We start from the raw sequence: 26,266 nt of genomic DNA, 5'->3' as shown, positions 1-26,266 counted from the left end.
CTGTCCATCCCGCCGTCTTTTCCCATCCACGGCCCGGTGCTCCGAAAGGAGCGCCGGGCCTCAGACTGCTGACAAAGTCCTTCCTGCCGTTGCCGACGCCGCTTTGATTCCGATCTGTTCTCTTTTCGATTCAGAGACGTTCCGTGAATCTTGGGCCTTGAGAAGGTGGATCAGGGGTTTGTCAGCGGTCTGGGCCCGGTGCTCCGAAAGGAGCGCCGGGCCTTTCCACATTTCCGGAGAGCAACATGAGCCTGTCTGTCCTTGCCTGCCCACCTATCGCCACGCCGGTCTTCCTCAACTTCCGGTCCGAAGTCGTCGTGCCCGTGTGTTTCGCCATCGTCTATTGGGACGGACCGGGCGACACGCTCTACGCCTTCGAGGATCGTGACGCCTTCGATCGCCAGCGCCGCTGCGCCGAACGAAACTTCGTCCACGTCCAACAACTGTCCGCCGGCGAAGCCGCAGCGTGGATCGCCGCCGGCGGCAAGGCTGTGCTCCACGAGGTCTCGGTCGCCGGCGTCGCGGCGTTTGGAAACCTCAAGCTCGCGCCGGCTGAAGGCCGGGCGCCGCCGCCAGCGCCGCCCAGAGGGAGAGAGGGGCCGGAAAGGGGTGGCCTGGCGGGCTTGGAGAGCGCCCGGCGGCCGGCTCTTTCCCGCTCTCGATGAGGTTTCCCATGAACGCTCCTTCCTCTTTCGCCATGAACCCGTTTGCCAGCAAGCCCCGCATGCCCGAACAACGCAGCCGCGCAGGCAACATCTTTGCAGCCGGGGGTGCGCTCCTGCCGCTTCTCGAAGCTGGTCAGCCCATCACATCGGCCCACCTGCGCGCCGTCCTGACCACTGAATCCGGCGGTTCGGACGCCGAAGGATTTTGGTCGTGGAAGGATGCCTACGAGGCGACCGAAGTCGCCCAGGTGCTGTTCCTTCGCAAATTCGGCTCGGCCATTTCCGCCCGGACGAAGTCGCCGGAGGCGGCGCTTTCCATCCTGACCAGGATCGCGGCGCTCAACCCGACGCACACGCGCCGGTCGGAGGAAACCCAGCGGCTCCAGCAGTTTTCCACGCCCGTCGAGCTTGCCTATGTCGCGGCGCGGGCCGCCTCGATCATGGCGGACGACGTCCTGCTCGAGCCGTCCGCCGGGACCGGCCTCATGGCGATCTTCGGCGAGCTCGCGCACGCACGCCTCGTCCTCAACGAATATGCGCCGGTCCGACACTCCCTCCTTGAACATTTGTTTCCCGGAACATCGGTCACGCACCACGACGCGGCCCATCTCGACGACTATCTCGATCCCGTCGCCCGGCCCACCGTCGTGCTGATGAACCCGCCGTTCTCGGCGGGGGTGCATGTCGAGGGCCGCATGGCCGATGCGGCGTGGCGGCATCTCACCTCGGCTTTCGCCCGCCTTGCGCCCGGCGGCCGCCTGGTCGCCATCACCGGTTCCAGCCTTTCTCCCGACAATCCGAAATGGCGTGACGCCTTCGTTCGCTTGCAGGAACGTGGTACGGTCGCGTTCAGCGCCGCGATCGCGGGCAGCGTCTTTACCCGTCACGGCACGACGATGGAAACGCGGCTGACGGTCATCGACAAGATTGCGGCGGCCGATCCGACGAAGCTGGTCGAGAGTTGCGGTGTCGCACCCAACCTCACCATATTGCTGTCCTGGATCTCGGGCTTGCCGCCTCGCTCTCCGTCGACTGCATCCAACTCCATCGGCGCGCTGTCCAACGGGATTCTGCGCGCCTGCGCCGCGAAAATGGCTGCGCGAAAGGCTGCCGAAACACTGCGCCCCGCCGCGGTCGCAGGAATGCGGTCGAGCCCCGCACTCTCTTCCCGCGCCCCGACCCGGGCGGCCGTGGTCCCCGCGCCTGCACATGACGAGATCGTCGAACTCGCCTACGAGCTGCGCGGCGCGGCGCCGTCGGCGCGTGTGGATGTCGCCGATGGTATCTACGAGCCCTATGAGTTGCGGGCAATCCGCATCCCGGACGCCAAGCCGCATCCTGATAAGCTGGTGGAATCCGTCGCCATGGCGTCGGTCGCGCCGCCCAATCCCAGCTATCGGCCCCACCTCCCCAGGAACGTGATCACCACCGGCGATCTTTCGGACGCCCAACTCGAAAGCGTGATCTATGCCGGCGAGGCGCATTCGGGCCACCTCGCGGGTTCCTGGAAGGTCGATGCCTCCTTCGACAATCTCACAGCCGTCAGCCCGGACACCGAAGGCGCGGTGCGATATCGTCGCGGATGGTTCCTCGGCGATGGCACCGGAGCCGGGAAGGGTCGGCAGGCCGCAGGCATCATTCTCGACAATTGGCTAAAGGGCCGCCGGCGGCATGTCTGGATCTCAAAATCCGAGACCCTGATCGAGGATGCGCAGCGCGACTGGAGCGCGCTCGGCCAGGAGAAGCTGCTCGTCACGCCGCTATCGCGCTTCCGGCAGGGCAAGCCGATCAAGCTCGACGAGGGCGTTCTCTTCTGCACCTTTGCCACGCTGCGCACCGACGAGCGTGAGGGCAAGCGCTCCCGCGTCCAGCAGATCGTCGACTGGCTGGGTGACGATTTCGACGGTGTCGTGATCTTTGACGAGGGGCATTCCATGGCCAATGCCGCCGGCGGCAAATCCGACCGCGGTGACAAGGCGGCTTCGCAGCAGGGCCGCGCCGGCCTGCGCCTTCAGCGCGCCTTGCCCGATGCCCGTGTTGTCTATGTTTCGGCAACCGGCGCATCCGAGGTCGAGTCGCTTGCCTATGCGGAGCGGCTCGGTCTGTGGGGCAGCGCAGACTTCCCCTTCGCCACGCGCAGCGAGTTCATTGCCGCCGTCGAAGATGGCGGCGTCGCGACCATGGAGGTGCTCGCCCGCGACCTCAAGGCCATGGGCCTCTATGCCTCTCGCTCGTTGTCGTTCGAGGGTGTCGAATACGAGTTCCTCGAACATACGCTGACCGATGAGCAGGTCCGCATCTACGATTCCTATGCCGAAGCCTATCAGGTGATCCACAATCGCTTGGACCAAGCGTTGGAAGCTTGCTGCATCACCTCATCAAGCGGCACGCTCAACAAGAACGCCAAAGCCGCGGCGCGGTCCGCCTTCGAGAGCACGAAGCAGCGCTTCTTCAATCACCTTTTGACGAGCATGAAGACCCCGACGCTGATCGGCACGATCAACCAGGACGTGGCGGACGGCCATGCCGCTATTGTCCAGCTTATCTCGACGGGACAAGCGATAACCGAACGTCGGCTCGCCGATATCCCGACCGAAGAGTGGTCCGATATCCAGGTCGACGTCACCCCGCGCGAGATCGTCGCGGAGTACCTGATGAATTCTTTCCCAACCCAGCTCTTCGAGGAATATACGGACGACGAGGGCAATCTCCTCTCCCGGCCCGTTTATGATGCCGAGGGCAATCCGATCCTCTGCAGGGAGGCTGTCGCCCGCCGTGACGAATTGCTGGAGAAACTCGGCAGCCTGCCGGCGATCCCGACCGCGCTCGACCAGCTTGTGCAGCATTTCGGGACGGACATAATCGCCGAGATCACCGGTCGTTCCCGCCGCATCGTTCGCCGCGATGGTGACGGCGCCTTTGCGCGCTTCGCCGTCGAGAGCCGGCCGGGTAGCGCCAATCTCGATGAGACGCGCGCATTCATGGACGACCAGAAGCCAATCCTTGTCTTCTCGGAAGCGGGCGGCACGGGGCGCTCCTACCATGCAGACCTCGGTGCGAAGAACCGGCGCCAGCGCTTTCACAATCTGCTCGAAGCCGGCTGGCGCGCCGATGTGGCGATCCAGGGCCTCGGCCGCAGTCACCGCACAAACCAGGCCCAGCCCCCGAAATTCCGGATGGTCGCGACCGACGTCAAGGCCGAGCGCCGCTTCCTGTCGACGATCGCCCGGCGGCTCGACACCCTCGGCGCGATCACCCGCGGCCAGCGCCAGACCGGCGGGCAGGGCATGTTTCGCAGCGAAGACAATCTCGAATCCCGGTACGCCCGCGATGCCTTGCGGCAATTCTACAAACGCGTCCACCGCGGCGAGGTGTCGGGTTGCTCGCTGGAGACTTTCGAATCCATCACCGGCCTTTCCCTTTCCGACGAGGAGGGCGGGCTGAAGGATGAGTTGCCGCCGATCCACACCTTCCTCAATCGCATGCTGGCGCTGACCATCGCCATGCAGAACGTCCTGTTCGAGGCCTTCGAGGACCTCCTGGCGGCCCGGATCGAAGGCGCCATTGCAGCGGGTGTCTATGACAAGGGCCTGGAGACGCTGACCGCCGATCGCATGAGGCTCAAGGATCGCAAACTGGTCTACACCCATCCGGTCACCGGCGCGCAGTCGCACCTGCTGACCATCGAGCGCATGGACCGCAATCGGCCGATGTCGCTCAAAGACGCCCTTCATCTGGTGGCGCGGGATCCGCGTGCGAAGCTCATGATCAACGGCAAGTCCGAACGTGCGGCGGTCATGGCTCCGACGCGCTCCATCATGCTCGATGACGGCTCGCTGCAGCCGCGCGTGGCGCTGATCCGCCCGATGGACGAACAGCGCTTCGAAACACGGCAACTCGAAGAGACGAACTGGGAGGAGGCAGACGAACAGGTCTTCGCCGCTGCCTGGAATACCGAGGTCGCCGCCGTGCCGGAATTCTCCATCTCGATCTTGCATGTCGTCTCGGGCCTGTTGCTGCCGATCTGGAAACTGCTGCCGCAGGACTATTGCCGGGTCTATCGCCTGCAGACCGACGATGGCGAGCGCATCGTCGGCCGCGTGATCGCGCCGGCCGGTCTCTCCCGGCTGTGCAACAATTTCGGCATAGACCGGAGCGAGGTCCTCGACGCGGAGCAGGCATGGAGATCGGTGGTCGATGGCTCCTCGATCATCAGCCTTGCCGGCGAGATGACGCTCCGCCGCGTGCGGGTCATGAACGACAACCGCGTCGAATTGACCGGCTTCACCGACGGCATGCGCGACTGGTTGCGCTCCATCGGCCTCTTTTCCGAGATGATCGCCTGGAAGCTGCGCTTCTTCGTCCCGGTGACCGATGAGGGCTCCGCGATCCTTTCGCGCCTGATGCAGCGCCATCGCTTGCTCGATGTCGTCAGCCGGCACTGAAGGAGGATTGCCATGCTTTCGGCCTCCGAACTGGCGAACCGGCTCGCGCGCGATGCCGAGGCGGTCTGCCGGCACTATCTCTCCGCCGGCCGCAGGGCCGGCAATTACTGGATCGTCGGCGACACCGCCAACAACAAGGGTAAATCGCTCTATGTCCATCTCACCGGCCCCCGTGCGGGCCGGTGGGCGGACGGAGCGACGGGCGAATATGGCGACCTGCTCGATCTCGTGCGCGAGACCAGCGGGCTCATCGACTTCCGCGACGTTGCGGATGAGGCACGCCGGTTCCTCAGCCTTCCGCAACCCGACCCGGCGGCGCACCGCAGGGGCGACGCCCGGACCGAACCGCCGGTCGAAAGACCGGCAGACGAGCGCGCGCAGCGCCTGTTTCGCATGACGCAGCCATTGGCGGGGACTTTGGCGGACAGCTATCTCCGCCAGCGCGGCATCCTGCGCGCATCCCTGCATCCTGCGCTTCGCTATCATCCCTCCTGCTACTATCGCGATCTTGTGACGGGCCGGACGAGCAGCTTCCCTGCGCTGATCGCAGCCGTGACCGATGCTGGCGGCACGATCACCGGCGTGCATCGCACCTGGCTCGATCCCGACGGTGGCGGGAAGGCGCAGGTCGACGATCCCCGCCGCGCGCTCGGTGGCCTGCTCGGCAATGCGGTGCGCTTCGACTTTCCCGTCCGCGACCCCGTACCGGTCATGGTAGCCGGCGAGGGCCTCGAAAGCATCCTGTCGCTCTCGCACGTCATGCCGGCGATGCCGATGGCCGCGGCGTTGACGGCCAATCACCTCGCCGCCTTCGAACTGCCGCCCGGATGCGTGCGCCTCTATATCGCCGCGGACGCGGACGCCGCCGGTCGGAACGGTATCGAGCGATTGAGCCGCCGGGCGCAGGCCCGCGGGATCCTACCGCTGGTGCTCGCCCCTGAACTCGGCGACTTCAACGACGATCTGCGGCTTGATCCGAGCCGGCTGATCGCGAGCCTCAGGGCGCAGCTCGCCCCTGATGATGCCGAAGTCTTCCTGCCGTCGTGATGAGGCCGTGATGGGAGGTTGAGGCGGACCGGTGGCGGCGGGAGGGGAGGGCCGGGCCTGCCGGTCGCCGTTCGGGATGAGCGCGCCTGCGGGCCTGCCGAGAGGCGACCCTTACCATCAGGCGTTCGGGCCTCCAACCGCCGGAGGCCAGGTTTTTTCCCCGCGCCGGCTTCGCCGGCGCTCCTCGCGGAGCAAAAAACCTGTCCCCGGCGGCCCGGCGCTGCGCTGGGCCGCGGCGCGAGCGCCACGGTTCCGGCCCGCCCGCCGGTTGGAAAGGGATCGCCGTCAGGCCGCGAGAGGCGCGGCCCCAACCGACGGAGATCGCCATGAACGTCCAGCTTCCCATCGATGCCGCTACCGAAACCCACCACGCATCGTCCCCGACCGACCGGGTCATCTACGAGATGCAGGTCTACGGCTATCGCCCTTTCCAGGACGAGCCGGACCCGCGTCCCCTGCCGGAGGAGCCGGTCGTCCAGTCCGCACTCACCGCGATGTTCGACGCCATGTTCGAGATGCTCGGCGACACGCGCCTGGAACCCGATCTCGAAGACATGCTCTGGTCGACGGTCAATCTCTTCCACCGCGCGGGCGAGCGCATCCAGCGGGAGCTGCAGCGCAATGAGGACGCCCAGAGGAATGGGCAGAAGGAGCAGGACGGCTCGGAGGTCAGAAGCGTCGAGCTCGAACGTCATATCATGGAGGGCATCTCCCTCCTCGAACGCCGCAACGCCTTCGAGTTCATGCGCGACTATGCGTCCGACCTCTTCGAGGCCCAGACCGGCTCGACGTGGCGGCCGCGCACCGGCTCCAAGGTCAATCACGCCAACATGACCGCGGCGATGATCGACTCCAGGGATTTCCTCTCCGCCCGCCGCCGCGCCGAGACCGAGGTTCTGATCCCGGCCGGCACCAAGATCGCCTTCGGCGGCGGCCTGGACTACAACGATCACGAGCGGATCTGGGCCGCACTCGACAAGGCGCTTACCAAGCACGCCGACATGGTGCTGCTGCACGGCGGTTCGCCGAAGGGCGCTGAACGCATCGCGGCCTGCTGGGCCGAAGCCCGCGGCGTGACGCAGATCGCCTTCAAGCCGAATTGGAACCGCCACGCGAAAGCCGCCCCGTTCCGCCGCAACGACGAGATGCTTTCCGTGATGCCGGCGGGCGTCATCGTCTTCCCCGGTTCCGGCATCACCGAAAATCTTCGCGACAAGGCCCGCCGCTTCGGCATCACGGTCTGGGAACTGAAAGGAGATGGCGCGTGAAGCGCCGTTTTCTTCACGCGATTGATCTCAAGCCTTGCATTTCCGAGGAATTGTGTACACATTTCCTCGGAAATGGAGCGACGCAATGGCTGAACCTCGACCCAACATATCTTCCCCCCGCCGCGTCGGCGTGCGGGAGTTTCGCGGCAACCTGACATCCTTCCTGCGCCAGGTCGAGGAAGGGCAACGCTTTGTCCTGACCTCCCATCACAAGGTCGTTGCGGAGATCGGGCCGCCATCCTCCGATGTCGCAATCCGCAAGCCGGGCGCCCTGCGCGGCAAGATCAAGCTTGCCGATGATTTCGACGCTCTGCCTGCGGACGTCCTGAAGGCAATGGAAGATGGGCCGTGAGGCTTCTGCTCGATACCCACGCACTGCTGTGGTGGTTGAATGACGACGAGAAGCTGGGGAGCCGCGCACGCGGCTTGATCGGCGATCCCGCGAACGACGTCCTTGTCAGCGCGGTTTCCCTTTGGGAAATCACCGTGAAGCTGCGCATCGGCAAGCTCGATGCGGATATCGAGGAAATCCTTGGCATCCTCCCGGATCAGGGGTTTCAGCGCCTCGACATCACCGATGCCCATTTGATTGCGTTGGCCGCGCTGCCGGTTCACCATCGCGATCCCTTCGACCACCTCCTCATGGCGCAGGCGCTCGCCGAGGATGCGCATTTCGTTTCGGAAGATCAAAACGTGCCGCTTTATGGCGTTCCGTTCCTGACGTGCTCGGACTCTACCGTCTGACCGTCCCCACGGCCGGTGCGGGTGGTCGAGGACTCAACCTAGTTCCTGGGCGAGCCCGATGAGTAGCCCTTCGGGACCGCGGATATAGCAGAGACGATAGACGTCCTTGTAGTCCACGACGTCGCCGACCAGCTCCGCGCCATAGGCCCGGAGCGTTTCAAGCGTCTCGTGGATGTCGTCGACGGTGAACATGGCGCGGAGGTAGCCGAGCGCGTTGACTGGGGCGGCCCGATGGTCCGAGACAACAGCCGGCCTCAGAAAGCGGGACAGTTCGAGCCGGCTGTGACCATCGGGTGTACGCATCATCGCGACTTCGACCTGTTGGTCGCCAAGGCCCGTGACCCGTCCGGCCCATTCCCCTTCGATCATGGCCCGGCCTTCGAGTTCGAGGCCGAGTATGCGGAAGAAATCGACCGCCGCGTCGAGATCCTCGACGACGATTCCGATATTATCCATCCTCTTCAGCGTCATCACGACCTCCCCTCGTTTCATTCCAGCTTACACGGTGTTGCCGGGTCGGCCAACGACGCGCGAGGCGCGGGCCACCGGAGGTCGAGCGCCAACCGCTCCCTGCTGGCGCCGTTCCGGCGCTCCCCGAGCCGGCTTCGCCGGCTCGTTTTCGGAGACGATCCCATCGCTCGGAGAGGAGAGGCGGGCCGGGAGGGGGAGGTCTGTTGGTAGAAAAAGGAGAGCGACCATGGCGATGATATTCGTAGGCGGATCACGCGACATATTCGAGCTGCCGGAACCGGCGATAGCGCGCATCGGCGCGATGATCGCCGCCGAGCATGGCGTGTTGGTCGGCGATGCGCCCGGAGCGGATGCGGAGGCGCAGAGCCTGCTCGCGGGCTATGGTTATGAGCATGTCGGCGTCTTCCATGCCGGCAGCGAGCCGCGCAACAATCTCGGCGACTGGCCGGCCTATCACCGGCCCGCGCCGGACGGCGCAAATGGCTACGCCTTTCATGCGGAGAAAGACCGCGAGATGGCGCGGCGCGCCGATTACGGGCTGATGGTCTGGGATGGCGCTTCGCCGGGAACCTGCCTCAACATGCTGCGGCTTGCGGCAGCCGGCTCGCCTTGCGTCGTTTACGACACGAGCCGCAGCATGCAGCTCACGCTCCGAAGCCTTCCCGATTGGCACGAAATGCTGCGCGGTGCTGGCAGGGACGTCCGGCGGCAGGTCGATGCCCGCATGACTGACGACGAGCGCATCCTCGCCAGCGGGTAATGAAGCGCCTGGTCGGCGGGCGTCGTGCCTGCCGCGGCCCCGGCCGACTGCACACTGACATTTGGCGCGACGATCCCCGTGGCTTTCCGCCGCCCGTAAGGAAGCCGGCCCCTTGCGGGGCCAGTCCGCTCGAACACGCCGGTGTCGTGCGCAGATAGATCGTCATCTTGCTGTCTCCGCCCCCCCGGTGCGGCAGCCAGAACCGATGTCGAAGATCGTGTAGATCTCGGGGACTTCCATCTGGGACGCGGCATACCGGACCCGCTGGGCACATCTCATCCCAGTCCCAACCCGCGCCGGCGAACGCCGGGCGCTTGCGACGACATCGGCAGCCCGGAGCGCCCTCGCTGGGTGGTCGTGCGGGAAGGGGCGGCGAGGGCAATGGCGGGCAGATCGATAGGCAAAGGCGCATCCACGAGGGTGTCGTCGCGCTGGAGGAGAGGCTGCAAGTCGGGACGCCAGGGCAGGCATCGCCTCCGGTCCCACCCGGCCCGTTCCCATTGATGCCGACTTTGTAGAGGACTGCCTGCTTTTGCGGCCAACCCCTGAAGGGGTAAGACTCGACAGAAATTTTTGCAAAATTCGATTTCGGTTTGTCCGCTTTGGCGGCAAATCGAATTTTGCAAAATTTTCCGCCGAGCTGACCGCAGCAGGTCAGCCCTCTCCTTTGCCGACATCGGGAACGGTCCCGATGGAACCGAAGGAGAACTACCATGGCATCCACGATCGCAAACCTCACCACCAAGGCCGATGGCTCGATGGAAGGCGTCTTCGCCACGCTCCGCGTCAATGCCCCGATCGCCGTCCTCCCCAACGCCCACAAGTCCCGCGAGGACGCCCCGGACTACCGCGTCATCAACAAGCGCACCGGGTTCGAGATCGGCGCGGGCTGGAACCGCATCTCGCCGCGCAGCGGGGCAGAATACGTCTCGATCAGGATGGAAGCCCCCGAGATCGGCGTCATCTTCGGGAACCTCGCCCCCGCGCCGGGCGGCGAAGACGGCAGGAAGGTGCTCCTCTGGAACAACCCGGAGTGAGCCGAGCCGAACCGGCCCCGCAAGGGGCCGGCTTCCTCGCGTGCTTCCAGCCACGATCGCGAAGCGGCGCGCATGTCATGGTGCCCCACGAGAGGAAGGTCTGTCTGCTCAGAAAGCCAAGTCTGCCATGACGAAGCGGCGCGCGTCAAAACCGCGTGGTTAGAATGTATCCTCAGAACTGTCCTGATTGTCTCGTTACAGTAGCGATAGTCATGCAGCATGCCTCCATGTTTGCTGAGCTTGCACGGTGTCCACAGGAGGGGCCCGCGCATCGCGGAGTGACCACACGAGTCCGACGCAGCGATGCGCGGGAGGTGCCTGTGGTCAACGCGGGCACGATAGGCCGGTCCGCACATAGGGATAAAGACCATGGCGATGATTATTCCTGCGGCGAAAGGACAGACCGGTATTCCTGCCGGGTTCCCCATTCTGATGTCCGGCCGCATGGAAATTATCGAGGCAGCCTTCGCCCATCTTCTGGAGCTGGCCACCGTCCCAGGCCGTTCGCACTCTTCAGACACGGTGCGGACCTACGCGGAACACTTATACGATTGGTTCGACAGTCTGGAACAGTCCGGTCTCGATTGGAGGCTTGTCGACGAGGAAATGATTGCCGCCTACCGCAATCGTATGCTGGAACAGCCCAGTCCCCATACCGGCAGGCCATATGCGCGCTCCACGATCAATGACCGTATTCGCTCCATTTGCCGGTTTTATAATTGGGCGCATCCCCGCGGTTGGGTGATGCACTTACCATTCCGGATGATCGATTTACGGATTACTTCGGGGCGCAAGCAGTCTCTCCTGGCCCATACCAATACCCGGTCAGCGGTGACCAACGCGAATATTCTGACCGTAGCTGAATTCGAAAAGTTGCCGCGTGCCCTTCGAGCCGATCAGCTCGCGCGATTGTTCAATCACCTTTCCATGCCCTATAGATTGATGGCTGAATGGGCAGTCTGTACCGGTATGCGGCGGATGGAGCTGTGCGCCTTGACGGTCGCGCAATTGCCCGAAAGCAAGGGGATTGATGCTGCTGATCACCCGCTGATCGGCGTACCCCTTGCGATAACGAAGGGCGGTCGACCCCGGACAATTTATCCACCGATCCGTCTTGTGGATCGCACGAACTGGTATGCCGGTGAGGAGAGAGCCGCTCTGGTTCGAGCTCAACAGCGCAAGTCTCCGGCTTATGCCCCCCGCGAATTCCTGTTCCTGAACAGGCATGGAGGTGCCGTGACACGAGCGCACCTTAGCGCAGTGTTCGCCGCCGCCTTCGAAGCAGCAAAAATTGATGGCAGTTTGCACTGGCTTCGTCATACGTTCGCCACGACAATGCTTGCCCGCCTTCAACAGATCGCCGCTGGAAAGCCTGAGATCAACCCGCTCAAAGTGCTGCAGATACTCCTCGGTCACAGCTCGATCCAGACAACGTCCATCTACCTGCGCTGTGTCGATCTGCATCATCGAGAAATCGCCGAGAGCATCGAATATCTTTACGGCGAGGTCATTCCCGATGCGGTCTGAGCTGCCACATATCGACCGGCGCCTGGCGGTTGCCTCGGCTGCCGGGAAGGCGATCTCAAGCGGCGCCATGATTGCCTTCCGTGATGAGTGGGGTGGCGTCGCACAGATGTTCGACCTCAATCGGCTTGGCTTATCGGTCGATCTTACGATGCTCTTTGCTGACGCTTTCCGCGCATCATTCGCGAGCGCCGCCACGGCGACCCGGAAAGGGTACTGGAAATCGCTTCGTACATTTGCCCGCTTCGCTGCTGAAGATGGTTCAATCGCTGAGATTGCGACACTTACGACCGCCGCCGTCGGTCGCTATGTCGCGTGGCTTGATCGACAGAGATCGCCAAAGGGCAATGCCTGGGGAATATCGACACGGCACGGCCGCTACTTGCCTATAAAGATCATGCTTGAGTGGGCGATGCGAAATCGCGCCCATCTCATGCCAGAACAATTGCAGTTCCCGGCCAATCCTTTCCCGGGGCGTCACGGGACGCCAGTTCCGCGCCGACTTCCAGCGCATGAGCTGAAGGCAATCCTACGAGCCTGCTATGCCGAAATCGACATCGCGTGGGCTCGCTTCGAGGAAGGACGCGCAATCCTCGAAACAGACCCTGATGGGGTAATTGATGATCGCCGGGATCTGGAGACGCTATTGGTCGAAAAGGGTCGTGCGGGTGGTGGGATAATGCCGTGGTACGATCGTGCCCCAGGACGGCGGTCACATATGCCGATAAGGCGCCATGGTGGCAGTCGGATGCTGGCGCAATACCTGCATCTGACGGTCGATACCCTGGTCCCGTTCTTTTTGGCCATCGCCATTCAAACGGCGGCCAATCCGGATTCCCTTCGAAACATAGAACGCGATTGCCTGGCTTCGCATCCACTCGACCCTCATCGGATCATCGTCGATTGGGCCAAGCCCCGAGCGGGGAATGCCATGCGCCGTGCGCAGCGCCGGACCTTTGACAAGCGGCGGCGATATTCCGTGCCCAATCTCGTCGAGAAAGTGTTGGCGATGAGCGCTCCGCTCGTTACCCATGCTCCACCTGCTGAGCGCGACCGCCTCTTTTTGATCAGAGGTAACCGCCCGAAGGGAGTGGGTGTAATTGGCAGTCAGACGCTGGATGCGGGTATTCGCAGGTTTATTGCTCGTTCCAATCAAAGCATAACCGCCTGGAATGCCGCTCACCCCGAGCAGCTTCGTTCACCGATGCGGCCCTTCGCTCCTGTTCTGTTCCGCGGCAGCGTCGCCACCGAGCACTATAAGGTGGCCGGCGGTGATATCCGTGTGGTCCAGGCGCTGCTCAATCATGCGCAAGCCAGTACGACAGACCTCTATGTTCGCGGCCCCGAAACACAACGCATGTATGAGAAGACAATCGCGAGCCTCCAGCATCGAATGATCGGGTGGATCGTAATGCGCCCAGAGGTCCAGGGTGTCGAGCAAAATATCGACGGTCATATCGGGAACAGCAATGAGGGTGCAGCCGAAGCGTTCAGCCACATCTGCATCAATCCGATGGCCGGCAAGGCTCCCGGATCCGCCCAGGGTCGCCTGTGCCCAGGTTTTATGAGCTGTCTCAGCTGTCCCGGCCTCGTTATTCCGATAGACACCCGACATCTGGCCCGCATTCTACAAGTGATGCGTAAGCTGGAGATCGCCCGCGATCGGCTCGATGCCGAGCGTTGGCGATCAATTTACGCTCCCAGCTATCGCATTCTCAAAGAAGAAATCCTGCCGGACTTTCCCGTCGAAATGCGCGAGGAGGCCGAGCGCATGATCGCAACACTTCCGCCCTTGCCGGATCCGGAGTGACGTCAATGGTAGCTCAACCTGTAAATACGGATCAGCGGACCCGAAATCAGGAAGTCCGTATCTCGACGATATCGATGTGGTCGGATCTCATCTGGCAACTGGATGTCGATGTTCCGGGAACGACACCTGCCGATCTCCTCATCGACTGGCGCATAGCGTTTGAAGATGGAAGCCGATTTACTGATGAAATATGGGACCCCTGGCGCGAGGCTGCGCGGCGCTTTCTCTGGTCGTTACGCGTAACGCCGCCGCCTGGTCGGCGCCGTGCAAGGGGGACGACGCTTGTCAGAAGGTTCCAGACCCTGCGCGTTCTCATCCGGTGGATGGTCGCCGAAGGCTATCGATGCTTTGCCGACCTCGACCGTGATGCAGCTCAACGCTTTCTCGGCGTCGTCTACCAACGTCCAGGCCGTGGCGGTCGTCTCTTATCGGAGACCGTGACCCCGGTCGGTTATATCCGGATTCTGGACCTTCTTTATTTACAGCGAGATTATCTTCCCGACGCGCCGGCTGAACCTTTGTTGGATCCGATAACCGGCTCTCGATCATTGAGACCCGGGCAACTGTCCAAGTCCATGCCCTATACGCCGGATGCTATTGCCGTTCCTCTTGTCTCGGCAGCATTACGTCTCATCGGCACGCCAGCCGACGACATAATCGCGCTGCGGGAACGAGCCGAGGAGGCCCACGGGCAAGCCCTTTCGAGCGGATTTGGATATAAGGCGCGACAGAGTCACATGCGCGCTTGCCTTGATAGCTTCCGCTTCGCGACGGTGCCCGGGGAAGCTCCTCCTTGGAGGACGGTGCCCGTGCTGACCATGAAGTTGGTGCAATTCCTGGTCACCCGGATTTACGACGCCTGCTTTGTCGTCATCGCCTATCTTGTCGGTGCGCGAGCCTCGGAAATCTTGGGCCTGCGGGCTGGATGCATCGAGCGGCATGCTGCTGCCGATGGCACCGAAACCTTCGCTTATCTGAGCGGCCGGATCTACAAAACAGCCGTTGGCACGGACGGAACGCCGCATCAATGGGTGGCGCCGGACCCTGTCGTGCGGGCCGTGACTGTTTTGGAACGCCTATCTGCTCCCATCCGCCAGCGGATGGATCGGCAGGAATTATGGTTGTCGGCGATGGCTGGCCGCGGCGGGATGGCCATCCCGCGATCATCCGGGCTGGCTGACCGGCTCAACGGACCATTTGCATCCTTTGTAAATCTGCCTCTTCATAACGAACGGCCGTGGCATCTGACGACCCATCAGGGGCGAAAGACCTTCGCGCGCTTTGTCGGTCGGCGTGACCGTACCGGCCTCGACGCCCTTGCCTCGCACTTCGGCCACGTAACCAGAGCAATGACCGACAAAGGCTATGTCGGGACGGACTTTGATCTGACCGATCTGATCGATACGGAGACCTCGAACGACACAAGGACGGCGCTTGAGGATTTGCTGACTACGGCAACGGCAGCCGGCAGTGCCGGACGAGTGATCTCTGCGCACAGTCGCTTCCGTGGACGTACACGAGACGGAGATGTTGCAGATTATGTAGACTTCATCCTGAGAGAAACCGACATGCGGCTCGGTCATTGCGATTGGGGCTACTGCGTCTATCGTCGCGAAAGCGCCTCGTGCCTGGGTGATGATCGAGGCCCGAACCCGGTCATCAGAACACAGAGCATCTGTGCCACCTGCAGCAATTTTGCGGTAACGCAAAAGCATCGGCCGGTATGGGAGGAACGCCGCGAGAAAAATGCGCGGCTTCTGGCACATCCGATGCTCGATGATGACAGCCGTGCGTTGGCAAAGGCAAGGATCGATGAATGCGACCGCATTCTGGGAGAACTTCAACAAGGTCGCGAAGACGATGACGAATAGCACAGAAGAGCTCGCGAAGCTGAAATCTCATGAAGCGCGTCATCGAAATACCGAGCGCCGCATTCGGCAGGCGATGGATCGGCTTGTTGCACAGGCCTCGTCGGAAGGGCGGACCACCCGGATCACAGTGGCTGCACTGGCGCGAGAAGCTCAGGTCAGCCGAAACACGATCTATGCCGAGCACAGCAGCTTCCTCGAAGAATTGGCATCCGCAAATCCACCGCGTCTCGGAACTCAGCGACCGCCTCCCAAATCTGACATACCGGGACTTCGAGCTTCGATGCATGAGCTCCAAGAGCAAAGGCGGCTGCTCGCGACCGAGAATGCCAGCCTGCTGAAGCGTGTTCTGGATGCCGAAAAGGCTGTTGCCCGACTGGAAAAGCAGAACGCCAAACTGGTACAGGAGATCAGCAGAGTGCGCCGGTTTAGCTCGACATGACTGATCGCGTTGAAGCATCCCCCGGTCCTTGATCGGATGAGCAAGTGGTTGGCTTTTGGGGTCCGAGCCCGTGGAACCCAAAGTCCGTTACTTCAGATATCCCATTCTACCATGCCGGATCAGCCCGCCTCGAGCACGAGCGGTACCCCCAAAATGCTGCGCATTTTGGCTCCCCCACTCGCCGGCTCCGCCGGTCGCCTGCGGCGATCCTCGACCCGAACTGCTCCGTCATCGTGCACGTCTCTCGTCTTCAAACAGAGGAGAGAGACATGCTTACCATCTACGACGAAATCCAGCAGCTGCGCGCCGAGCTTGCCGCCTGCATCCTTACGCCTGCCGAGCGCGCAGGAAGCGAAGCTGAACTCGCGAAGCTCCTCGCTGAACAGGAATCGCTCGACAGCGCATTCGACGCCATCATGGCAGACGAGGAGCCGCCAGAATGACGGCGCCTTCTCCAAACAGGACGCTTGACTAAGACCTAAGGGCGGTTCCCCCAAATTTCAGTCCCGTCCCTTGCGGGCCGCGCAGAAATTCGGCTCCCCCACTCGCCGGCTCCGCCGGTCGCGTTCCGCGATCCTTGACCCCTGCCTGCCACCATGACCGCGCGCGTCGTCTTTCACAAAACGTCAAGGAGACGACGATGACCTACGACCTCGACCGCACGATCCTGGAACTCGAAGCCGAAGTCCGCAACGCCGATCCCGCGGAGCGCCGCCAGATCGAGGCCGAACTCGGCCTGGCGCGGGCCGAACGAGAAACGATCCTGGCCGAACAGGACGGCCGCATCAGCGCCGAGCCGCCCTTCTAGGGCGGTTTCTGCCGTGTCGATGGGCCAGCCGCGCCGGATCGACCGGCGCAACCGGCGCGAAGCTCTGCTCCGCCTTTCCAGGCGGGAGGGAAGCGATCGGAGGAGGGAAAGCCGGTTGCCGCTCCTTCCTTTCGATGCCCTGTCATCAGCATCGGGGATGTTGCAGCCCTCCCGGCGCGCCGCAACCCGCCGCCTCCAGAATTTTCCCCGCCTGCGGCTCCTCGCGCGACAAAATTCAGGCGCCGCCTGGTCCTCCGCGTCCGCTGCGGCCGTCCCGGTGCAGCGCGCCTCTCCGGGCTGCCGCCTTTCCCCGCAATGACAGCTTATCGAAAGGAGTAGAGATCATGCGCCAACTCGCCAAATTCCTCACCGCCACCGGTCGCCGCCTCCGAGCCCTGGGCAAGGTCGCCGCCCATTTCTTCCGCAAGGGCAAGCTCGGCCTGAAGATCGCGATCAAGATCCCGTTCTTCGTCGAGATCGAAGTCGCCTTCGAGACCGACTGGAACCGACGCCGATGAGGCGTCCGGCGAGGCCCGCCTGCGCGTGCCTCTTTGCCGTCTTCATGCAGTACGGATCGCTCGGTTTGTCCCCGCCGGTCGGTAGCCGCGTGCCCGCTTCTGGCGCAGGACGTCGAGGAAAAGATGGACGGCATCTTCTTCCCGCTGGAAATGATGCACCTTTTCCTGGCCCATTTTGCCGATACGTCCCCATCGCCGTGTCAGGCAGGCCGTTCCGAACAGCGTCGGCTCGATGGTCATGGAGTAATATCGCGCCATGTTCTTCGATGGCTCGGTGCGCTCGACATAAAGCTGGTAGGGCTGGGTGATCATGGCGGAATCGTCGCCGACCACGGTATCGGTGTCCAACGACAGTTCTGAATCGGTCGGTCTCCTATGATTCATTCCTTTGATGGATGCCTATGGGATGATCCGGGCGAGCCGCCTTCGGCGACCGCGTGCTAGTCTCTGCACTCCCGAAGCCCGTATACGGTCTCCGCCCATGCGGGTGACGCCCACATCTCGCAGCTTGAAGTGACTGTATATTCCATATAGAATATTCGTATATTCAGTGAGGAATATACGAAGAAGGAAAGTCCGATGTCTTCCCTCTATATCCGAGACAGCGATGTCGACGAGCTGGCGAAGAAGGTCCAGAAGCTGACCAATGCCCCCAACAAGACCGAGGCCGTCCGCCGCGCTCTCGAAAACGAGCTTGCGCGTGCGAAGGAAACCATACCCCTGGTAGAGCGCATTCGCAAGATTCAGGACGAGGTCGCGGCGCAGCTCGGCCCTAATCCGAAGCCCTTCGACATGAAGGCTTTCAGCGACGACATGTGGGACGCCTGATGTATCTCGACGCCTCGGCAATCATCTCGATCCTCACTAAGGAAGACGAAGCCGGCTATCTTGTCGCCAAGCTCGAACGCGCGACCAAGCCGATCTATTGCTCGTCGATGACGGTGTTCGAGGCGGTCATAAGCCTCGCGCGGCGGATCGCCAACGAGCAGCACGGCAATCAGGCACCCATTCCGCCCGCGATCATTGACGAGGCCCAGCGCCATGTCGATGCCCTGCTGGAGGCGCTGCGGGTCAGAGAGTTGACCATCAGCGGCACAACGCATCGCAAGGCCGTGGAAGCGGCGCGCACCTTCGGCAAATTCGTTGCCCATCCGGCGCGTTTGAACATGGGAGACTGCTTCGTCTATGCCTGCGCCAGGGAATACCGCTTGCCTCTCCTGTTCAAGGGCGACGACTTCTCCAGAACCGACATCGAAATCGCCTGACGCCGATGATTGACAAGGGCGAGCCGCCTTCGGCGACCGTGTGCTATTCGCTGCGCTCCCGGAGCCCGCAAGCGGTCTCCTCCCATCCGGGTGACGCCCATATCTCGCAAGAGGAATCCGGCCGGATCAAGGAGATTCTGCCGTGGAATTGTTCGAAAAGAACCAAACGCTGAGGTCTCCTATCGATGGCGCTACCAGCACGTGAAGAAGCGTTGACCTGTAATCGGATGACGAGGGACTTCTCTGCAGTACGACGGCGATGACGAGAACGCACTGCCGTGATCGACTCTTACTCAGGGACGAGGTGACGGAGCTCCGGAGGTAGCGCCTCCGGAATCTTGAAGGATCATGGGACCGTGAAGGTGCAGCTATTGCCTCAGGAAAGGTAGCTGACCGATGTAGTCCATCTTTCCGATCCGAACGCCTTTGTGCCGAAGGATCGCGTATGCCGTAACCATGTGAAAATAAAAATTTGGAACGCCATGCTGGTAGAAATAATCCTTTCCGAGGAAAGCTCCGGCCCAGCCCGGAGGAGCAACTCTTCTTTCTTCCCAACCGGAAAAATCGCTTTCTTTCATTGAAGAGACATACGCGATCGTCTTCTCGATCAGAGCCTTGAGTTCCGGGATCGTTTTCTCACTGTCGTCGAAAATCGGAATCTGTTTGCCGGCCAAGACTGAGGTGGCGAGCCTCGCCGTATCACATGCCATCTGAACCTGGCTTGTGAGTGGCAGCATATCTGGTAAAAGACGCGCGTTCAGAAGAACTTCCGGCGCAAAATTATGTGCCTCGGCGTGCTTGTCCGCCTTATCAAGAAGACGGGAAAGGGTGTGGAGCATTTTGGTGAATTGCGTGATTTGCGCGTACATCATGAAGGTCCTTCGTTAGGTTGCAGCCTGGGCTGTTATGTCGAGCGAGCGCACGCGCTTGCCGAAGTCAAAGATGTCGGAGACGATCATCAACTCATCGGCGCCGGTGTCGGCGACAAGCTGCTTGAGCCCCGCGCGGACGGTTTCGGCGCTGCCCACCACGCTGCAGCTCAGCATCTGTTCGGTTTGCGCCTTCTCCCGCGGCGTCCAGTAGGCTTCGATATCGTCCACGGGTGGCTTGAGCAGGCTTGGCATGCCCCGGAACATATCGGCGAATGTCATTTGCTGGGACGTTGCGAGAATGCGGGCCTCGTCATCCGTTTCCGCCGCGATCACATTGACCCCGATCATCGCATAGGGCTTCTGCAGTTGCTCCGAGGGCTGGAAATTACCCCGGTAGAGTTCAAGCGCCTGATGAAGTGAATGAGGGGAAAACTGCGACCCGAAGGCATAAGGAAGACCGAGCACGGCGGCGAGTTGCGCCCCGTAAAGGCTTGAACCCAATATCCACAACGGCACGTTGGTTCCGGAGCCCGGAACCGCCTCTATCCGCTGCGCTTCGCCCTTGGGGGCGAGAAACGCCTGCAGCTCAAGTACGTCCTGGGGAAAGTTTTCCGCGTTGCCGGGGTCCCGCCGCAGCGCACGCAAGGTCGTCTGGTCGGTGCCGGGGGCGCGACCGAGCCCCAGGTCGATACGGCCCGGATGGAGAGTTTCCAGAGTTCCGAATTGTTCCGCGATGACATAAGGCGCGTGGTTGGGCAGCATGACGCCGCCGGCACCAACGCGGATCGTCGTCGTACCTGCCGCGATATGAGACACGACAACCGACGTCGCTGCCGTGGTGACCGCCGGTGAGTTGTGATGCTCGGCTACCCAGAAACGCTGGAAACCCAAGCGCTCGGCATGCTGGGCAAGCGTGCGCGCGTTATCAAGCGCCGTGCGACGATCGGACCCTTGCCGGACGCGTCCGAGTTCGAGGATGGACAGTCGGATCATCGTGTAGGGTTCCTCTCGGAAGCGCGGCCGGCGAGTGCAGCCGCCCCGCCGAGGCATACGATCGCTTCAACGCGTGACATCGATCACAACCTTGCCGATGTGGTTGCCGCTTTTCAGGCGCTGATAGGCGGACTGGTAGTCCGCGAACGCAAAGACCTGATCCAGGACGGGGTGCACCTCGTGCAAGGCCATGGCTCGCAAGAGTGCCTCGAAGCTCGCCCGCGACCCGATCGATGTGCCGGCGACGTGAAGCGACTTGGCGAGGATGTCGATCGGCGGCAAACCGCCACCGAAGCCGCTGGTGAACCCGACGAGCGAGATGTCGCCCCCGTTTCGGGTCGCGGCCGCCGACTGCACGATCGTCTTCTCGCCTGCGATGTCGATGGTCTTGTCGACGCCTCGCCCGTCCGTCAGGGCCAGGATCTCCTTGTCCCATTCCGGATGGGACCGGTAGTTGACGACGGCGGCGGCACCCAGCGTCTTAAGCCGTTCCGCCTTCTCGTCCGACGAGGTAATCGCGAGAACCTTCGCGCCGAACATCTTCGCGACCTGCAGCGCGAACAGCGCCACGCCGCCGGTGCCCTGAACCAGCACCGTCTCGCCCGCCTGAAGGGGCGACGACAGGTTAAGCCCCGTCCAGGCTGTGACGGCGGCGCACGGAAGCGACGCCGCCTCCGCATAGGACATGTAGTCCGGCAGGTGCACGATGGCGTTCTCGTGCAGCAGAATGGTCTCCGCCAGCCATCCGTCCGTCGTCATGCCCAGGCTGTCGGCCTGATACTCCGGACGCGCAGGTCCACCGATCCAGTGCTGGCAGCAGGATGCCGACACGCGATCGCCGACCTTTGTGCGCTTGACCTCGCGGCCGACCGCGATCACCTCACCGGCCCCGTCTGACAAAGGCACGCCATTCGGCTTCGTCGGACCGCCATACGCACCGTCGAGGATTGCCTGGTCGCGGAAGTTCAAGGACGCCGCATGAACCTTTACGACAACCTCGTGCGGGCCGGGGTCTGGCATGGCTTCGTCGTGTAGCAACAGGCCTGGCTTGTCACCAGCCGTCCATCGTATGGCCTTCATCGTCTCAATCGTCCTTTCGATCGGCACAGCTATTCCAAACCCGAGACCAACGGATGTGTTGGCCGAGCACGGATTTCACTGGCTATTTACTGGACCCGAAAATAGCGGTAGCCTATCGGGATAACAAGAACACACCTTTTGGTGTGGTACTCACCAAAAGGTAAGTTATGAAACGAGACTGGCAGTCTGACGATCACGAAAAGCAGCTTCTATGGGCTGCCGCGACGAGCGAAACCCTGCGGGTGCTGGAAGGAAAGTGGAAGATCGTCATCATCGTCCAGCTCTTCGCAGCCAAGGCACCGGTTCGCTTCTCGGAACTCGAAAAGCGCGTCGTGGGCGTGAACCAGAAAATGCTGATCCAGCAGCTCAAGGAGCTGGAGAAAGACGGGATCGTTACCCGGACGGTCTATCCGCAGGTGCCTCCCAAAGTGGAATATGCGCTGACCGAGCTCGGCCTAGCACTCGGTCCATCCATCGAGACATTGATCGATTGGGCATTTCTCAAGTGCGAGATGCGCGGTGGGGTGCCACAGGAACGTTGATGCCGGATCTCACGTGGTCGTCGGACGACGGCTTGTTTGATATCGGGCTCCATTGAATGGACTTCATTTGGTCGGTTGTACTCGCGGCGCTGCTTGAGGGGCGACGCGACGGGATTCCGCAGGCGATCGGCCATCGCGTAGGCTTGCATTGACCGGCAAAACCCGATGAGGTCGCCGATCTGATAACATTCCTGGCATCCGCGCGCGCTAACCCCTATCCCTCTCCCATGCGCATCACGCGCTGAGCTCAAGGACGGGGAGAGGTGGGGCTGACATGCGATCGTCGTCCTTGTATCAGGCCGAGTATTCGGGGCGTAGGCCGCTGACGTCAGGCGGCGGGTCAGCATCGAGCCGATGGGTTTGGCGCACTCGATGCCGCCGCGGAAGAGGGTGACGGGAACTCTGGGGTCGAGGAGCGAGGGGCTCGTCGATGAGGAAGAACGATCGCGCGAAACCTTGCTCGATCCAGAGGCGACCCAATCCCGCTTTCTGGTGATGGCGTCCTGATCCATCCCCGGATCTTCTACGATCAACCCATAAAGGGTCCGCTACGCCAGCGTGCGGCCGCTCCGGCAAGCCTTCACGGTGATCGCGACCGTGGTCGGACCTTCGAGGAGCCATCAGCGGGAATTGGCCCGCTCCGGATGGAGCCTCAAAAATGTCGCACGATCTTTCCCTCGCCCAGAACCACGCCTTCGACCTCTCCCGGACCTTGATGGTTCCCGTCACCCTCTTCCGCGCCGGCGGCGAGTACGGCGTCGTTCCGAGCGACGAGATCGACGATGGTGACGATCTCTATATCATCCACGAATACAATCCCCATGATCGGCGTTCGGCCCACTGAGCCGATCGAGCAAGACGTCCAGCTCGGGGCCGCCGAGCTGGACGTCTTCGCGTTGGCGCCGATGCAGGCGTCCTTGCGACGCATCCGCGCAATCAATCGTGCGCGCACCAATTGCGCCGCGGCGCGTTCCAGCGCGCGGCAAGTCCGTCCACGACGAGTTGCTCGCCGAAGGAGATGTTCGATCGCCACACGGTTCGCAGCATGCGACCGTACCGATCTTTGTCACGGCCGACCGTGGAGAATGAGAATGCACCGTCATTGAGCATGTCGAGCAGTCGATCGCGGGCAACTTGGCCGACCTGTCGCTCGGCGTTGCAACGCGGTTCGGAAGTTTCCGGCGCGTCGATATCGGCAATACGGATCTTCTCGCCGCGGAACCAGAACGTATCGCCATCCACCACGCAGTTCACGCGGGCGGAATGTCCGCAAAGCGTGAACTGCGCATAAAGGTCATCCTGTTCGCTGGCGACGACGGAAGACGACTGAACGGACGATGCCGGACGATCCGATCGACCGAGCCCTTCGCCGGTCATGACCCAGCCAACGCCCGCGGCGAGCGCGGCGGCGACTGCAAGCGGCGTTCCAATGTTTCTCATGGTTTCGCAGCTCCATGGAATCGGTTCTGGCCGACGCAGGTCTTCATGTCGGCGCGTCGGAACCAGATCGCCCTGCCGCATCGCAGCGGCGGATTGCCGGCGGTGAAGACGATCTGCTCGTCGCCGCGCATCCGCAGCACTTCATGCGGCTGGATCAAGGCGCGGGCGGCCAGCTGCTTCGAGCGCGTGCGCGACGTTCCCTTCGCCGCCGAGCTGCGGCTCATCTGGTCGATTTCCACCGTCGTCGTGCCGCATCGCTTCGAGATGTAGTCGGCCGTCTCGGGGTCGTTGATCGCCGCAAAGGAAATCCAGCTCGCGCTCTCGAACCATTTGCTCGCCGCGTCGCGGCCGCCATAGGTCTCGCGCATCTGGCCGATCGACTGGTAGATCATCGTGAGCGTGACGCCATACTTGCGACCTGCGTCCCGCGCGGTTTCGAGGATCCGCATATAGCCGAGACGTGCTACCTCATCGAGGAGGAACAGCGCCCTCCCGCCGACATTCCCATCGCGATTGTAGATCGCGTTGAGGAAGGAGCCGATAATCACCCGTGCCAGACCGGAATGCGTCTCCAGCGTCTTCAGGTCGATGTTGATGAAGACGTCGACCGTGCCGGCGGCCAGATCGTCCGTCGTGAAGCTGGAGCCGGACACCAACGCCGCATAGTTCGGATAGGAAAGCCAGTGCGTTTCCTTCACCGCATTCGCATAGACGCCCGAAAAGGTCTCCGGCGTCATGTTGACGAACGCGGCGACGTTCTCCTTCACGAAGTCGGATTTCGAGTTTTCGTGGATCGTCTGGAGGCGTTCGCGAAGCCGTGGCTCCGGCTCGGCGAGGTTCTTGCGAACCTGGCGCAAGGTCTGGTCCTTCTCTTCGGTATGACCGGACAGGCAGACGTCGGCAATCAGCGCGGTCAGCAGTTGCAGGCCCGACGCCCGGAAGAAGTCGTCGCGCACGCCGCTTGCCCGGCCGCTATCGCTCATGATCCATGACGCGACAGAGGCTATGTCCTCCTCCTTCGTCCCGCCGTGCCGGCCGATCCAGTCGAGGACATTGACGCCGATCTCCGGGCGTTTCGGATCGAGAATGTGGACATCGCGCCCGGACCTGGCGCGATGGTCGAGGACCATCGGCGCGACCTCGTTCGACGGGTCGAGCACGATGAGCGTGCTCCCCCACTTGAGCGCGGTCGGGATCGTGACGGACGTCGTCTTGTAGCCGCCCGAACCGGCGAAGACGATGCCGTGGCTGGAGCCGAAAGAACCGTCGAAGCAGAGCAGCGGTGACTTGCCGCCCGAGCCCCAGGTTTCCTGCCGATCCGCGCGGAACGCTTGCGCGGCGACGGTGTCCGTATCGACACGATAGCGTTCGCCGATGACGATGCCACCGACATCGGGAAAGAGCTTTTGTGCGTCCGGCATCTTCATCCATTCGGCTTCGCCATGAAGGGCGCGTTTCCCGCGAATGCGGCGCGGCATGGCTCGGGCAAACGCGGCATTGCCCTTCAGCATGACGCGCAATCCGAACCCCGCCGCGATCGTCGCCGCGCCCGCGCCGAGCATGGTGGCGGGATCGAGATAGGAAAGCACCGATTTGCCTTGCGTTACGTCGGCCGAGATCGCCGCAAGGCGGATCGCCTCGCGCACAAACGCGATCATGATCGTCACCACGTTCCCGGCGGTGACGCCGCCGCCGGCAAACTTGATGTCGGCCGATCCTGCGGCGGCAAACAGAAAGAGGATGCCTATGGCCGCAGCCGCGACGTAGGGGAAGGTGATGCCGGCGCGCCCCAGCGTGAGGCGCGCGGCATCTGTTTTCCCGAAGGCGGATAACCAATGCTCGATCCCAACCATGGAGATGGTGACGAGGATCATCAGCGCGATCGGCGCGACGACGAGCGCCACCCTATTCGCCTTCATTGCCGAAGCCCTCCGCGCCAAGGGCGGTGAGCCGCGGCCGCTCGCCGGCGTCACGCTCGAGCCGCTGGCGCAGCTCGATCAGTGCGCCGAGCAGCAGAGCCCGCTTTTCATACCGCAAGCCGGCCTTGACGATCAGGCCGCCCAGCTCGATCTTCTCGCGCGTATCCTTCTTGCGCGCGTCGGATGTCGTCGTCCGGTTCATCCGCTCAAGCCTCGCCAGCGCAGCCCGCAGCCGCGCCAGGTGTGTCCGGCGCGGTCGTTGCCGCACCGCTGCCTCCCTCACCGACTTTCTTCCCTCCGCTTGCAGCAGCCTTACCTCCGCGAAACCGCTTCGTCAGTTCTTCGAATGCCGCCTGAAGCTCCATCTCGTCGATCTCGATCTCGCCAAGACCGGCCTTGAGCGCAATGCGGCCGATACGTTCGGCCTCGCGTGTCTCGGCGTGCTTCAACTGCTCCTGGAGCTTGGCGATCTCTTCGCGGATTTTGGAGGAAGGCTTTTTCATCTCCGACTGGTCCTTTCATGCCGTTCAAGGTCTTTGACGGCATGACCATTTCCGAGATCGGCGTGCCGATCTACTCGCAGAAATGCGAGTTGGCGTAGCCAACGCCTTTGAGCATCATCCCGGCCGTTCCGAAGGAGCGGCTTCCAAGGGCGCAATTATACGTCGCTGACGCGACGCCTTGCTTTTCTGCCCTTGCGGGCCTGCCGTTCCCGACGAACCCGTTGATTTCGTTTGCAATCGGGAGA

The 26,266-nt window shown here is 62.6% G+C and carries 28 protein-coding genes; 19 read left to right on the top strand and 9 right to left on the bottom strand.

All coding sequences use genetic code 11. The features are described 5' to 3' along the window. Window positions 1–245: 245 nt before the first annotated feature. The 6 genes from VGN93_RS14230 to VGN93_RS14205 all read left to right on the top strand — a co-directional run bounded on the left by VGN93_RS14230 (window position 246) and on the right by VGN93_RS14205 (window position 8,169). Window positions 246–665, top strand: coding sequence for a hypothetical protein (locus tag VGN93_RS14230; RefSeq protein ID WP_319324518.1), 420 nt, complete (start codon window positions 246–248; stop codon window positions 663–665). Between the two features lie 8 nt (window positions 666–673). Beyond that, window positions 674–5,110 (top strand): strawberry notch-like NTP hydrolase domain-containing protein, encoded by a 4,437-nt coding sequence (locus tag VGN93_RS14225; protein ID WP_319324516.1) that lies wholly within the window; start codon window positions 674–676, stop codon window positions 5,108–5,110. A 12-nt stretch (window positions 5,111–5,122) separates the two neighbouring features. Further along, window positions 5,123–6,157 carry a DUF7146 domain-containing protein gene (locus VGN93_RS14220; protein ID WP_319324515.1) on the top strand — a complete coding sequence of 345 codons (1,035 nt, stop codon included), beginning with the start codon at window positions 5,123–5,125 and terminating at the stop codon, window positions 6,155–6,157. A 326-nt stretch (window positions 6,158–6,483) separates the two neighbouring features. Beyond that, the gene (locus VGN93_RS14215) at window positions 6,484–7,425 is read left to right on the top strand and encodes a DUF2493 domain-containing protein (protein ID WP_319324514.1); all 942 of its coding nucleotides are present in this window, start codon (window positions 6,484–6,486) and stop codon (window positions 7,423–7,425) included. Between the two features lie 85 nt (window positions 7,426–7,510). Beyond that, window positions 7,511–7,777, top strand: a complete 267-nt coding sequence (locus VGN93_RS14210) for an antitoxin of toxin-antitoxin stability system (protein WP_319324512.1) — start codon at window positions 7,511–7,513, stop codon at window positions 7,775–7,777. Next, window positions 7,774–8,169 (top strand): type II toxin-antitoxin system VapC family toxin, encoded by a 396-nt coding sequence (locus tag VGN93_RS14205; RefSeq protein WP_319324511.1) that lies wholly within the window; start codon window positions 7,774–7,776, stop codon window positions 8,167–8,169. Before VGN93_RS14210 ends, VGN93_RS14205 begins: the two co-directional genes overlap by 4 nt. Before the next feature lie 33 nt (window positions 8,170–8,202). On the opposite strand, the gene VGN93_RS14200 is transcribed toward VGN93_RS14205, so the two are convergent. Beyond that, complete coding sequence (locus tag VGN93_RS14200) at window positions 8,203–8,640, bottom strand: VOC family protein (RefSeq protein ID WP_319324509.1); 438 nt, start codon at window positions 8,638–8,640, stop codon at window positions 8,203–8,205. 226 nt (window positions 8,641–8,866) lie between these two features. On the opposite strand from VGN93_RS14200, the gene VGN93_RS14195 reads away from it, so the two are divergent. From VGN93_RS14195 to VGN93_RS14155, 9 genes are all read left to right on the top strand, one after another. Beyond that, complete coding sequence (locus VGN93_RS14195) at window positions 8,867–9,400, top strand: hypothetical protein (RefSeq protein ID WP_319324507.1); 534 nt, start codon at window positions 8,867–8,869, stop codon at window positions 9,398–9,400. A gap of 713 nt (window positions 9,401–10,113) precedes the next feature. Further along, on the top strand, window positions 10,114–10,437 hold the full coding sequence (locus VGN93_RS14190) for a DUF736 domain-containing protein (protein WP_327507979.1): 324 nt from the start codon (window positions 10,114–10,116) through the stop codon (window positions 10,435–10,437). A gap of 369 nt (window positions 10,438–10,806) precedes the next feature. Then, window positions 10,807–11,964 carry a tyrosine-type recombinase/integrase gene (locus VGN93_RS14185; RefSeq protein WP_327507978.1) on the top strand — a complete coding sequence of 386 codons (1,158 nt, stop codon included), beginning with the start codon at window positions 10,807–10,809 and terminating at the stop codon, window positions 11,962–11,964. After that, window positions 11,954–13,771 (top strand): hypothetical protein, encoded by a 1,818-nt coding sequence (locus VGN93_RS14180; RefSeq protein ID WP_327507977.1) that lies wholly within the window; start codon window positions 11,954–11,956, stop codon window positions 13,769–13,771. Before VGN93_RS14185 ends, VGN93_RS14180 begins: the two co-directional genes overlap by 11 nt. A gap of 5 nt (window positions 13,772–13,776) precedes the next feature. After that, the gene (locus VGN93_RS14175; protein WP_327507976.1) at window positions 13,777–15,642 is read left to right on the top strand and encodes an integrase; all 1,866 of its coding nucleotides are present in this window, start codon (window positions 13,777–13,779) and stop codon (window positions 15,640–15,642) included. Further along, the gene (locus tag VGN93_RS14170; protein ID WP_327507975.1) at window positions 15,584–16,081 is read left to right on the top strand and encodes a hypothetical protein; all 498 of its coding nucleotides are present in this window, start codon (window positions 15,584–15,586) and stop codon (window positions 16,079–16,081) included. Before VGN93_RS14175 ends, VGN93_RS14170 begins: the two co-directional genes overlap by 59 nt. A gap of 269 nt (window positions 16,082–16,350) precedes the next feature. After that, entirely contained in the window at window positions 16,351–16,524 is a 174-nt protein-coding gene (locus VGN93_RS14165; protein WP_327507974.1) for a hypothetical protein, read from the top strand. Between the two features lie 197 nt (window positions 16,525–16,721). Continuing rightward, window positions 16,722–16,889 (top strand): hypothetical protein, encoded by a 168-nt coding sequence (locus VGN93_RS14160; protein WP_168169020.1) that lies wholly within the window; start codon window positions 16,722–16,724, stop codon window positions 16,887–16,889. A gap of 344 nt (window positions 16,890–17,233) precedes the next feature. Further along, the gene (locus VGN93_RS14155; protein WP_168169021.1) at window positions 17,234–17,407 is read left to right on the top strand and encodes a hypothetical protein; all 174 of its coding nucleotides are present in this window, start codon (window positions 17,234–17,236) and stop codon (window positions 17,405–17,407) included. Window positions 17,408–17,449: 42 nt separating this feature from the next. Here the strand turns inward: VGN93_RS14155 and VGN93_RS14150 are convergent, their stop codons facing one another. After that, entirely contained in the window at window positions 17,450–17,791 is a 342-nt protein-coding gene (locus tag VGN93_RS14150; protein WP_084438745.1) for a WGR domain-containing protein, read from the bottom strand. 195 nt (window positions 17,792–17,986) lie between these two features. Between VGN93_RS14150 and VGN93_RS14145 the strand changes: the two genes are divergently transcribed. Continuing rightward, a complete protein-coding gene (locus tag VGN93_RS14145) occupies window positions 17,987–18,235 on the top strand; it encodes a type II toxin-antitoxin system VapB family antitoxin (RefSeq protein WP_064334760.1) in 249 nt (82 codons plus the stop codon). Continuing rightward, a complete protein-coding gene (locus tag VGN93_RS14140; protein ID WP_084438746.1) occupies window positions 18,235–18,672 on the top strand; it encodes a type II toxin-antitoxin system VapC family toxin in 438 nt (145 codons plus the stop codon). Before VGN93_RS14145 ends, VGN93_RS14140 begins: the two co-directional genes overlap by 1 nt. Before the next feature lie 368 nt (window positions 18,673–19,040). Here VGN93_RS14140 and VGN93_RS14135 read toward each other — a convergent pair whose 3' ends face one another. The 3 genes from VGN93_RS14135 to VGN93_RS14125 form a co-directional block, all read right to left on the bottom strand. Then, the gene (locus tag VGN93_RS14135) at window positions 19,041–19,544 is read right to left on the bottom strand and encodes a DUF1993 domain-containing protein (protein ID WP_064334761.1); all 504 of its coding nucleotides are present in this window, start codon (window positions 19,542–19,544) and stop codon (window positions 19,041–19,043) included. Between the two features lie 12 nt (window positions 19,545–19,556). Then, window positions 19,557–20,537 carry an LLM class flavin-dependent oxidoreductase gene (locus VGN93_RS14130; protein WP_064334762.1) on the bottom strand — a complete coding sequence of 327 codons (981 nt, stop codon included), beginning with the start codon at window positions 20,535–20,537 and terminating at the stop codon, window positions 19,557–19,559. A 66-nt stretch (window positions 20,538–20,603) separates the two neighbouring features. Continuing rightward, window positions 20,604–21,617, bottom strand: coding sequence for a zinc-dependent alcohol dehydrogenase family protein (locus VGN93_RS14125; RefSeq protein ID WP_064334833.1), 1,014 nt, complete (start codon window positions 21,615–21,617; stop codon window positions 20,604–20,606). A gap of 167 nt (window positions 21,618–21,784) precedes the next feature. Between VGN93_RS14125 and VGN93_RS14120 the strand changes: the two genes are divergently transcribed. Further along, a complete protein-coding gene (locus VGN93_RS14120) occupies window positions 21,785–22,159 on the top strand; it encodes a winged helix-turn-helix transcriptional regulator (protein WP_064334763.1) in 375 nt (124 codons plus the stop codon). Window positions 22,160–22,817: 658 nt separating this feature from the next. Next, the gene (locus tag VGN93_RS14115; protein ID WP_064334764.1) at window positions 22,818–23,003 is read left to right on the top strand and encodes a hypothetical protein; all 186 of its coding nucleotides are present in this window, start codon (window positions 22,818–22,820) and stop codon (window positions 23,001–23,003) included. A 92-nt stretch (window positions 23,004–23,095) separates the two neighbouring features. Here VGN93_RS14115 and VGN93_RS14110 read toward each other — a convergent pair whose 3' ends face one another. Genes VGN93_RS14110 through traC form a run of 4 tightly spaced genes read right to left on the bottom strand, consistent with a single transcriptional unit; the run spans window position 23,096 to window position 26,021 of the window. Further along, window positions 23,096–23,599, bottom strand: coding sequence for a thermonuclease family protein (locus tag VGN93_RS14110; RefSeq protein WP_242224983.1), 504 nt, complete (start codon window positions 23,597–23,599; stop codon window positions 23,096–23,098). Continuing rightward, complete coding sequence (traG, locus tag VGN93_RS14105; RefSeq protein ID WP_064334765.1) at window positions 23,596–25,518, bottom strand: Ti-type conjugative transfer system protein TraG; 1,923 nt, start codon at window positions 25,516–25,518, stop codon at window positions 23,596–23,598. Before traG ends, VGN93_RS14110 begins: the two co-directional genes overlap by 4 nt. Beyond that, entirely contained in the window at window positions 25,505–25,720 is a 216-nt protein-coding gene (gene traD / locus VGN93_RS14100; RefSeq protein WP_064334766.1) for a type IV conjugative transfer system coupling protein TraD, read from the bottom strand. Before traD ends, traG begins: the two co-directional genes overlap by 14 nt. A gap of 4 nt (window positions 25,721–25,724) precedes the next feature. Then, window positions 25,725–26,021 (bottom strand): conjugal transfer protein TraC, encoded by a 297-nt coding sequence (gene traC, locus VGN93_RS14095; RefSeq protein ID WP_064334767.1) that lies wholly within the window; start codon window positions 26,019–26,021, stop codon window positions 25,725–25,727. Window positions 26,022–26,266: the final 245 nt, after the last annotated feature.

The organism is Shinella sp., assembly GCF_035998705.1.
In the GTDB taxonomy this organism is placed as follows: Bacteria; Pseudomonadota; Alphaproteobacteria; order Rhizobiales; family Rhizobiaceae; genus Shinella.
Note: the sequence above shows the minus strand (reverse complement) of the source record. Positions and strands in the feature narration are given on the sequence as shown.

Coding starts and splice junctions, on each gene's coding strand:
- VGN93_RS14215 (WP_319324514.1), top strand. CDS start 6,484: ATGAACGTCCAGCTTCCCATCGATGCCGCTACCGAAACCCACCACGCA.
- VGN93_RS14125 (WP_064334833.1), bottom strand. CDS start 21,617: ATGAAGGCCATACGATGGACGGCTGGTGACAAGCCAGGCCTGTTGCTA.
- traG (WP_064334765.1), bottom strand. CDS start 25,518: ATGAAGGCGAATAGGGTGGCGCTCGTCGTCGCGCCGATCGCGCTGATG.
- VGN93_RS14210 (WP_319324512.1), top strand. CDS start 7,511: ATGGCTGAACCTCGACCCAACATATCTTCCCCCCGCCGCGTCGGCGTG.
- VGN93_RS14175 (WP_327507976.1), top strand. CDS start 13,777: ATGGTAGCTCAACCTGTAAATACGGATCAGCGGACCCGAAATCAGGAA.
- VGN93_RS14150 (WP_084438745.1), bottom strand. CDS start 17,791: ATGAATCATAGGAGACCGACCGATTCAGAACTGTCGTTGGACACCGAT.
- VGN93_RS14120 (WP_064334763.1), top strand. CDS start 21,785: ATGAAACGAGACTGGCAGTCTGACGATCACGAAAAGCAGCTTCTATGG.
- traC (WP_064334767.1), bottom strand. CDS start 26,021: ATGAAAAAGCCTTCCTCCAAAATCCGCGAAGAGATCGCCAAGCTCCAG.
- traD (WP_064334766.1), bottom strand. CDS start 25,720: ATGAACCGGACGACGACATCCGACGCGCGCAAGAAGGATACGCGCGAG.
- VGN93_RS14220 (WP_319324515.1), top strand. CDS start 5,123: ATGCTTTCGGCCTCCGAACTGGCGAACCGGCTCGCGCGCGATGCCGAG.
- VGN93_RS14190 (WP_327507979.1), top strand. CDS start 10,114: ATGGCATCCACGATCGCAAACCTCACCACCAAGGCCGATGGCTCGATG.
- VGN93_RS14155 (WP_168169021.1), top strand. CDS start 17,234: ATGCGCCAACTCGCCAAATTCCTCACCGCCACCGGTCGCCGCCTCCGA.
- VGN93_RS14140 (WP_084438746.1), top strand. CDS start 18,235: ATGTATCTCGACGCCTCGGCAATCATCTCGATCCTCACTAAGGAAGAC.
- VGN93_RS14200 (WP_319324509.1), bottom strand. CDS start 8,640: ATGACGCTGAAGAGGATGGATAATATCGGAATCGTCGTCGAGGATCTC.
- VGN93_RS14170 (WP_327507975.1), top strand. CDS start 15,584: ATGAATGCGACCGCATTCTGGGAGAACTTCAACAAGGTCGCGAAGACG.
- VGN93_RS14145 (WP_064334760.1), top strand. CDS start 17,987: ATGTCTTCCCTCTATATCCGAGACAGCGATGTCGACGAGCTGGCGAAG.
- VGN93_RS14230 (WP_319324518.1), top strand. CDS start 246: ATGAGCCTGTCTGTCCTTGCCTGCCCACCTATCGCCACGCCGGTCTTC.
- VGN93_RS14110 (WP_242224983.1), bottom strand. CDS start 23,599: ATGAGAAACATTGGAACGCCGCTTGCAGTCGCCGCCGCGCTCGCCGCG.
- VGN93_RS14115 (WP_064334764.1), top strand. CDS start 22,818: ATGTCGCACGATCTTTCCCTCGCCCAGAACCACGCCTTCGACCTCTCC.
- VGN93_RS14135 (WP_064334761.1), bottom strand. CDS start 19,544: ATGATGTACGCGCAAATCACGCAATTCACCAAAATGCTCCACACCCTT.
- VGN93_RS14165 (WP_327507974.1), top strand. CDS start 16,351: ATGCTTACCATCTACGACGAAATCCAGCAGCTGCGCGCCGAGCTTGCC.
- VGN93_RS14130 (WP_064334762.1), bottom strand. CDS start 20,537: ATGATCCGACTGTCCATCCTCGAACTCGGACGCGTCCGGCAAGGGTCC.
- VGN93_RS14195 (WP_319324507.1), top strand. CDS start 8,867: ATGGCGATGATATTCGTAGGCGGATCACGCGACATATTCGAGCTGCCG.
- VGN93_RS14185 (WP_327507978.1), top strand. CDS start 10,807: ATGGCGATGATTATTCCTGCGGCGAAAGGACAGACCGGTATTCCTGCC.
- VGN93_RS14160 (WP_168169020.1), top strand. CDS start 16,722: ATGACCTACGACCTCGACCGCACGATCCTGGAACTCGAAGCCGAAGTC.
- VGN93_RS14225 (WP_319324516.1), top strand. CDS start 674: ATGAACGCTCCTTCCTCTTTCGCCATGAACCCGTTTGCCAGCAAGCCC.
- VGN93_RS14180 (WP_327507977.1), top strand. CDS start 11,954: ATGCGGTCTGAGCTGCCACATATCGACCGGCGCCTGGCGGTTGCCTCG.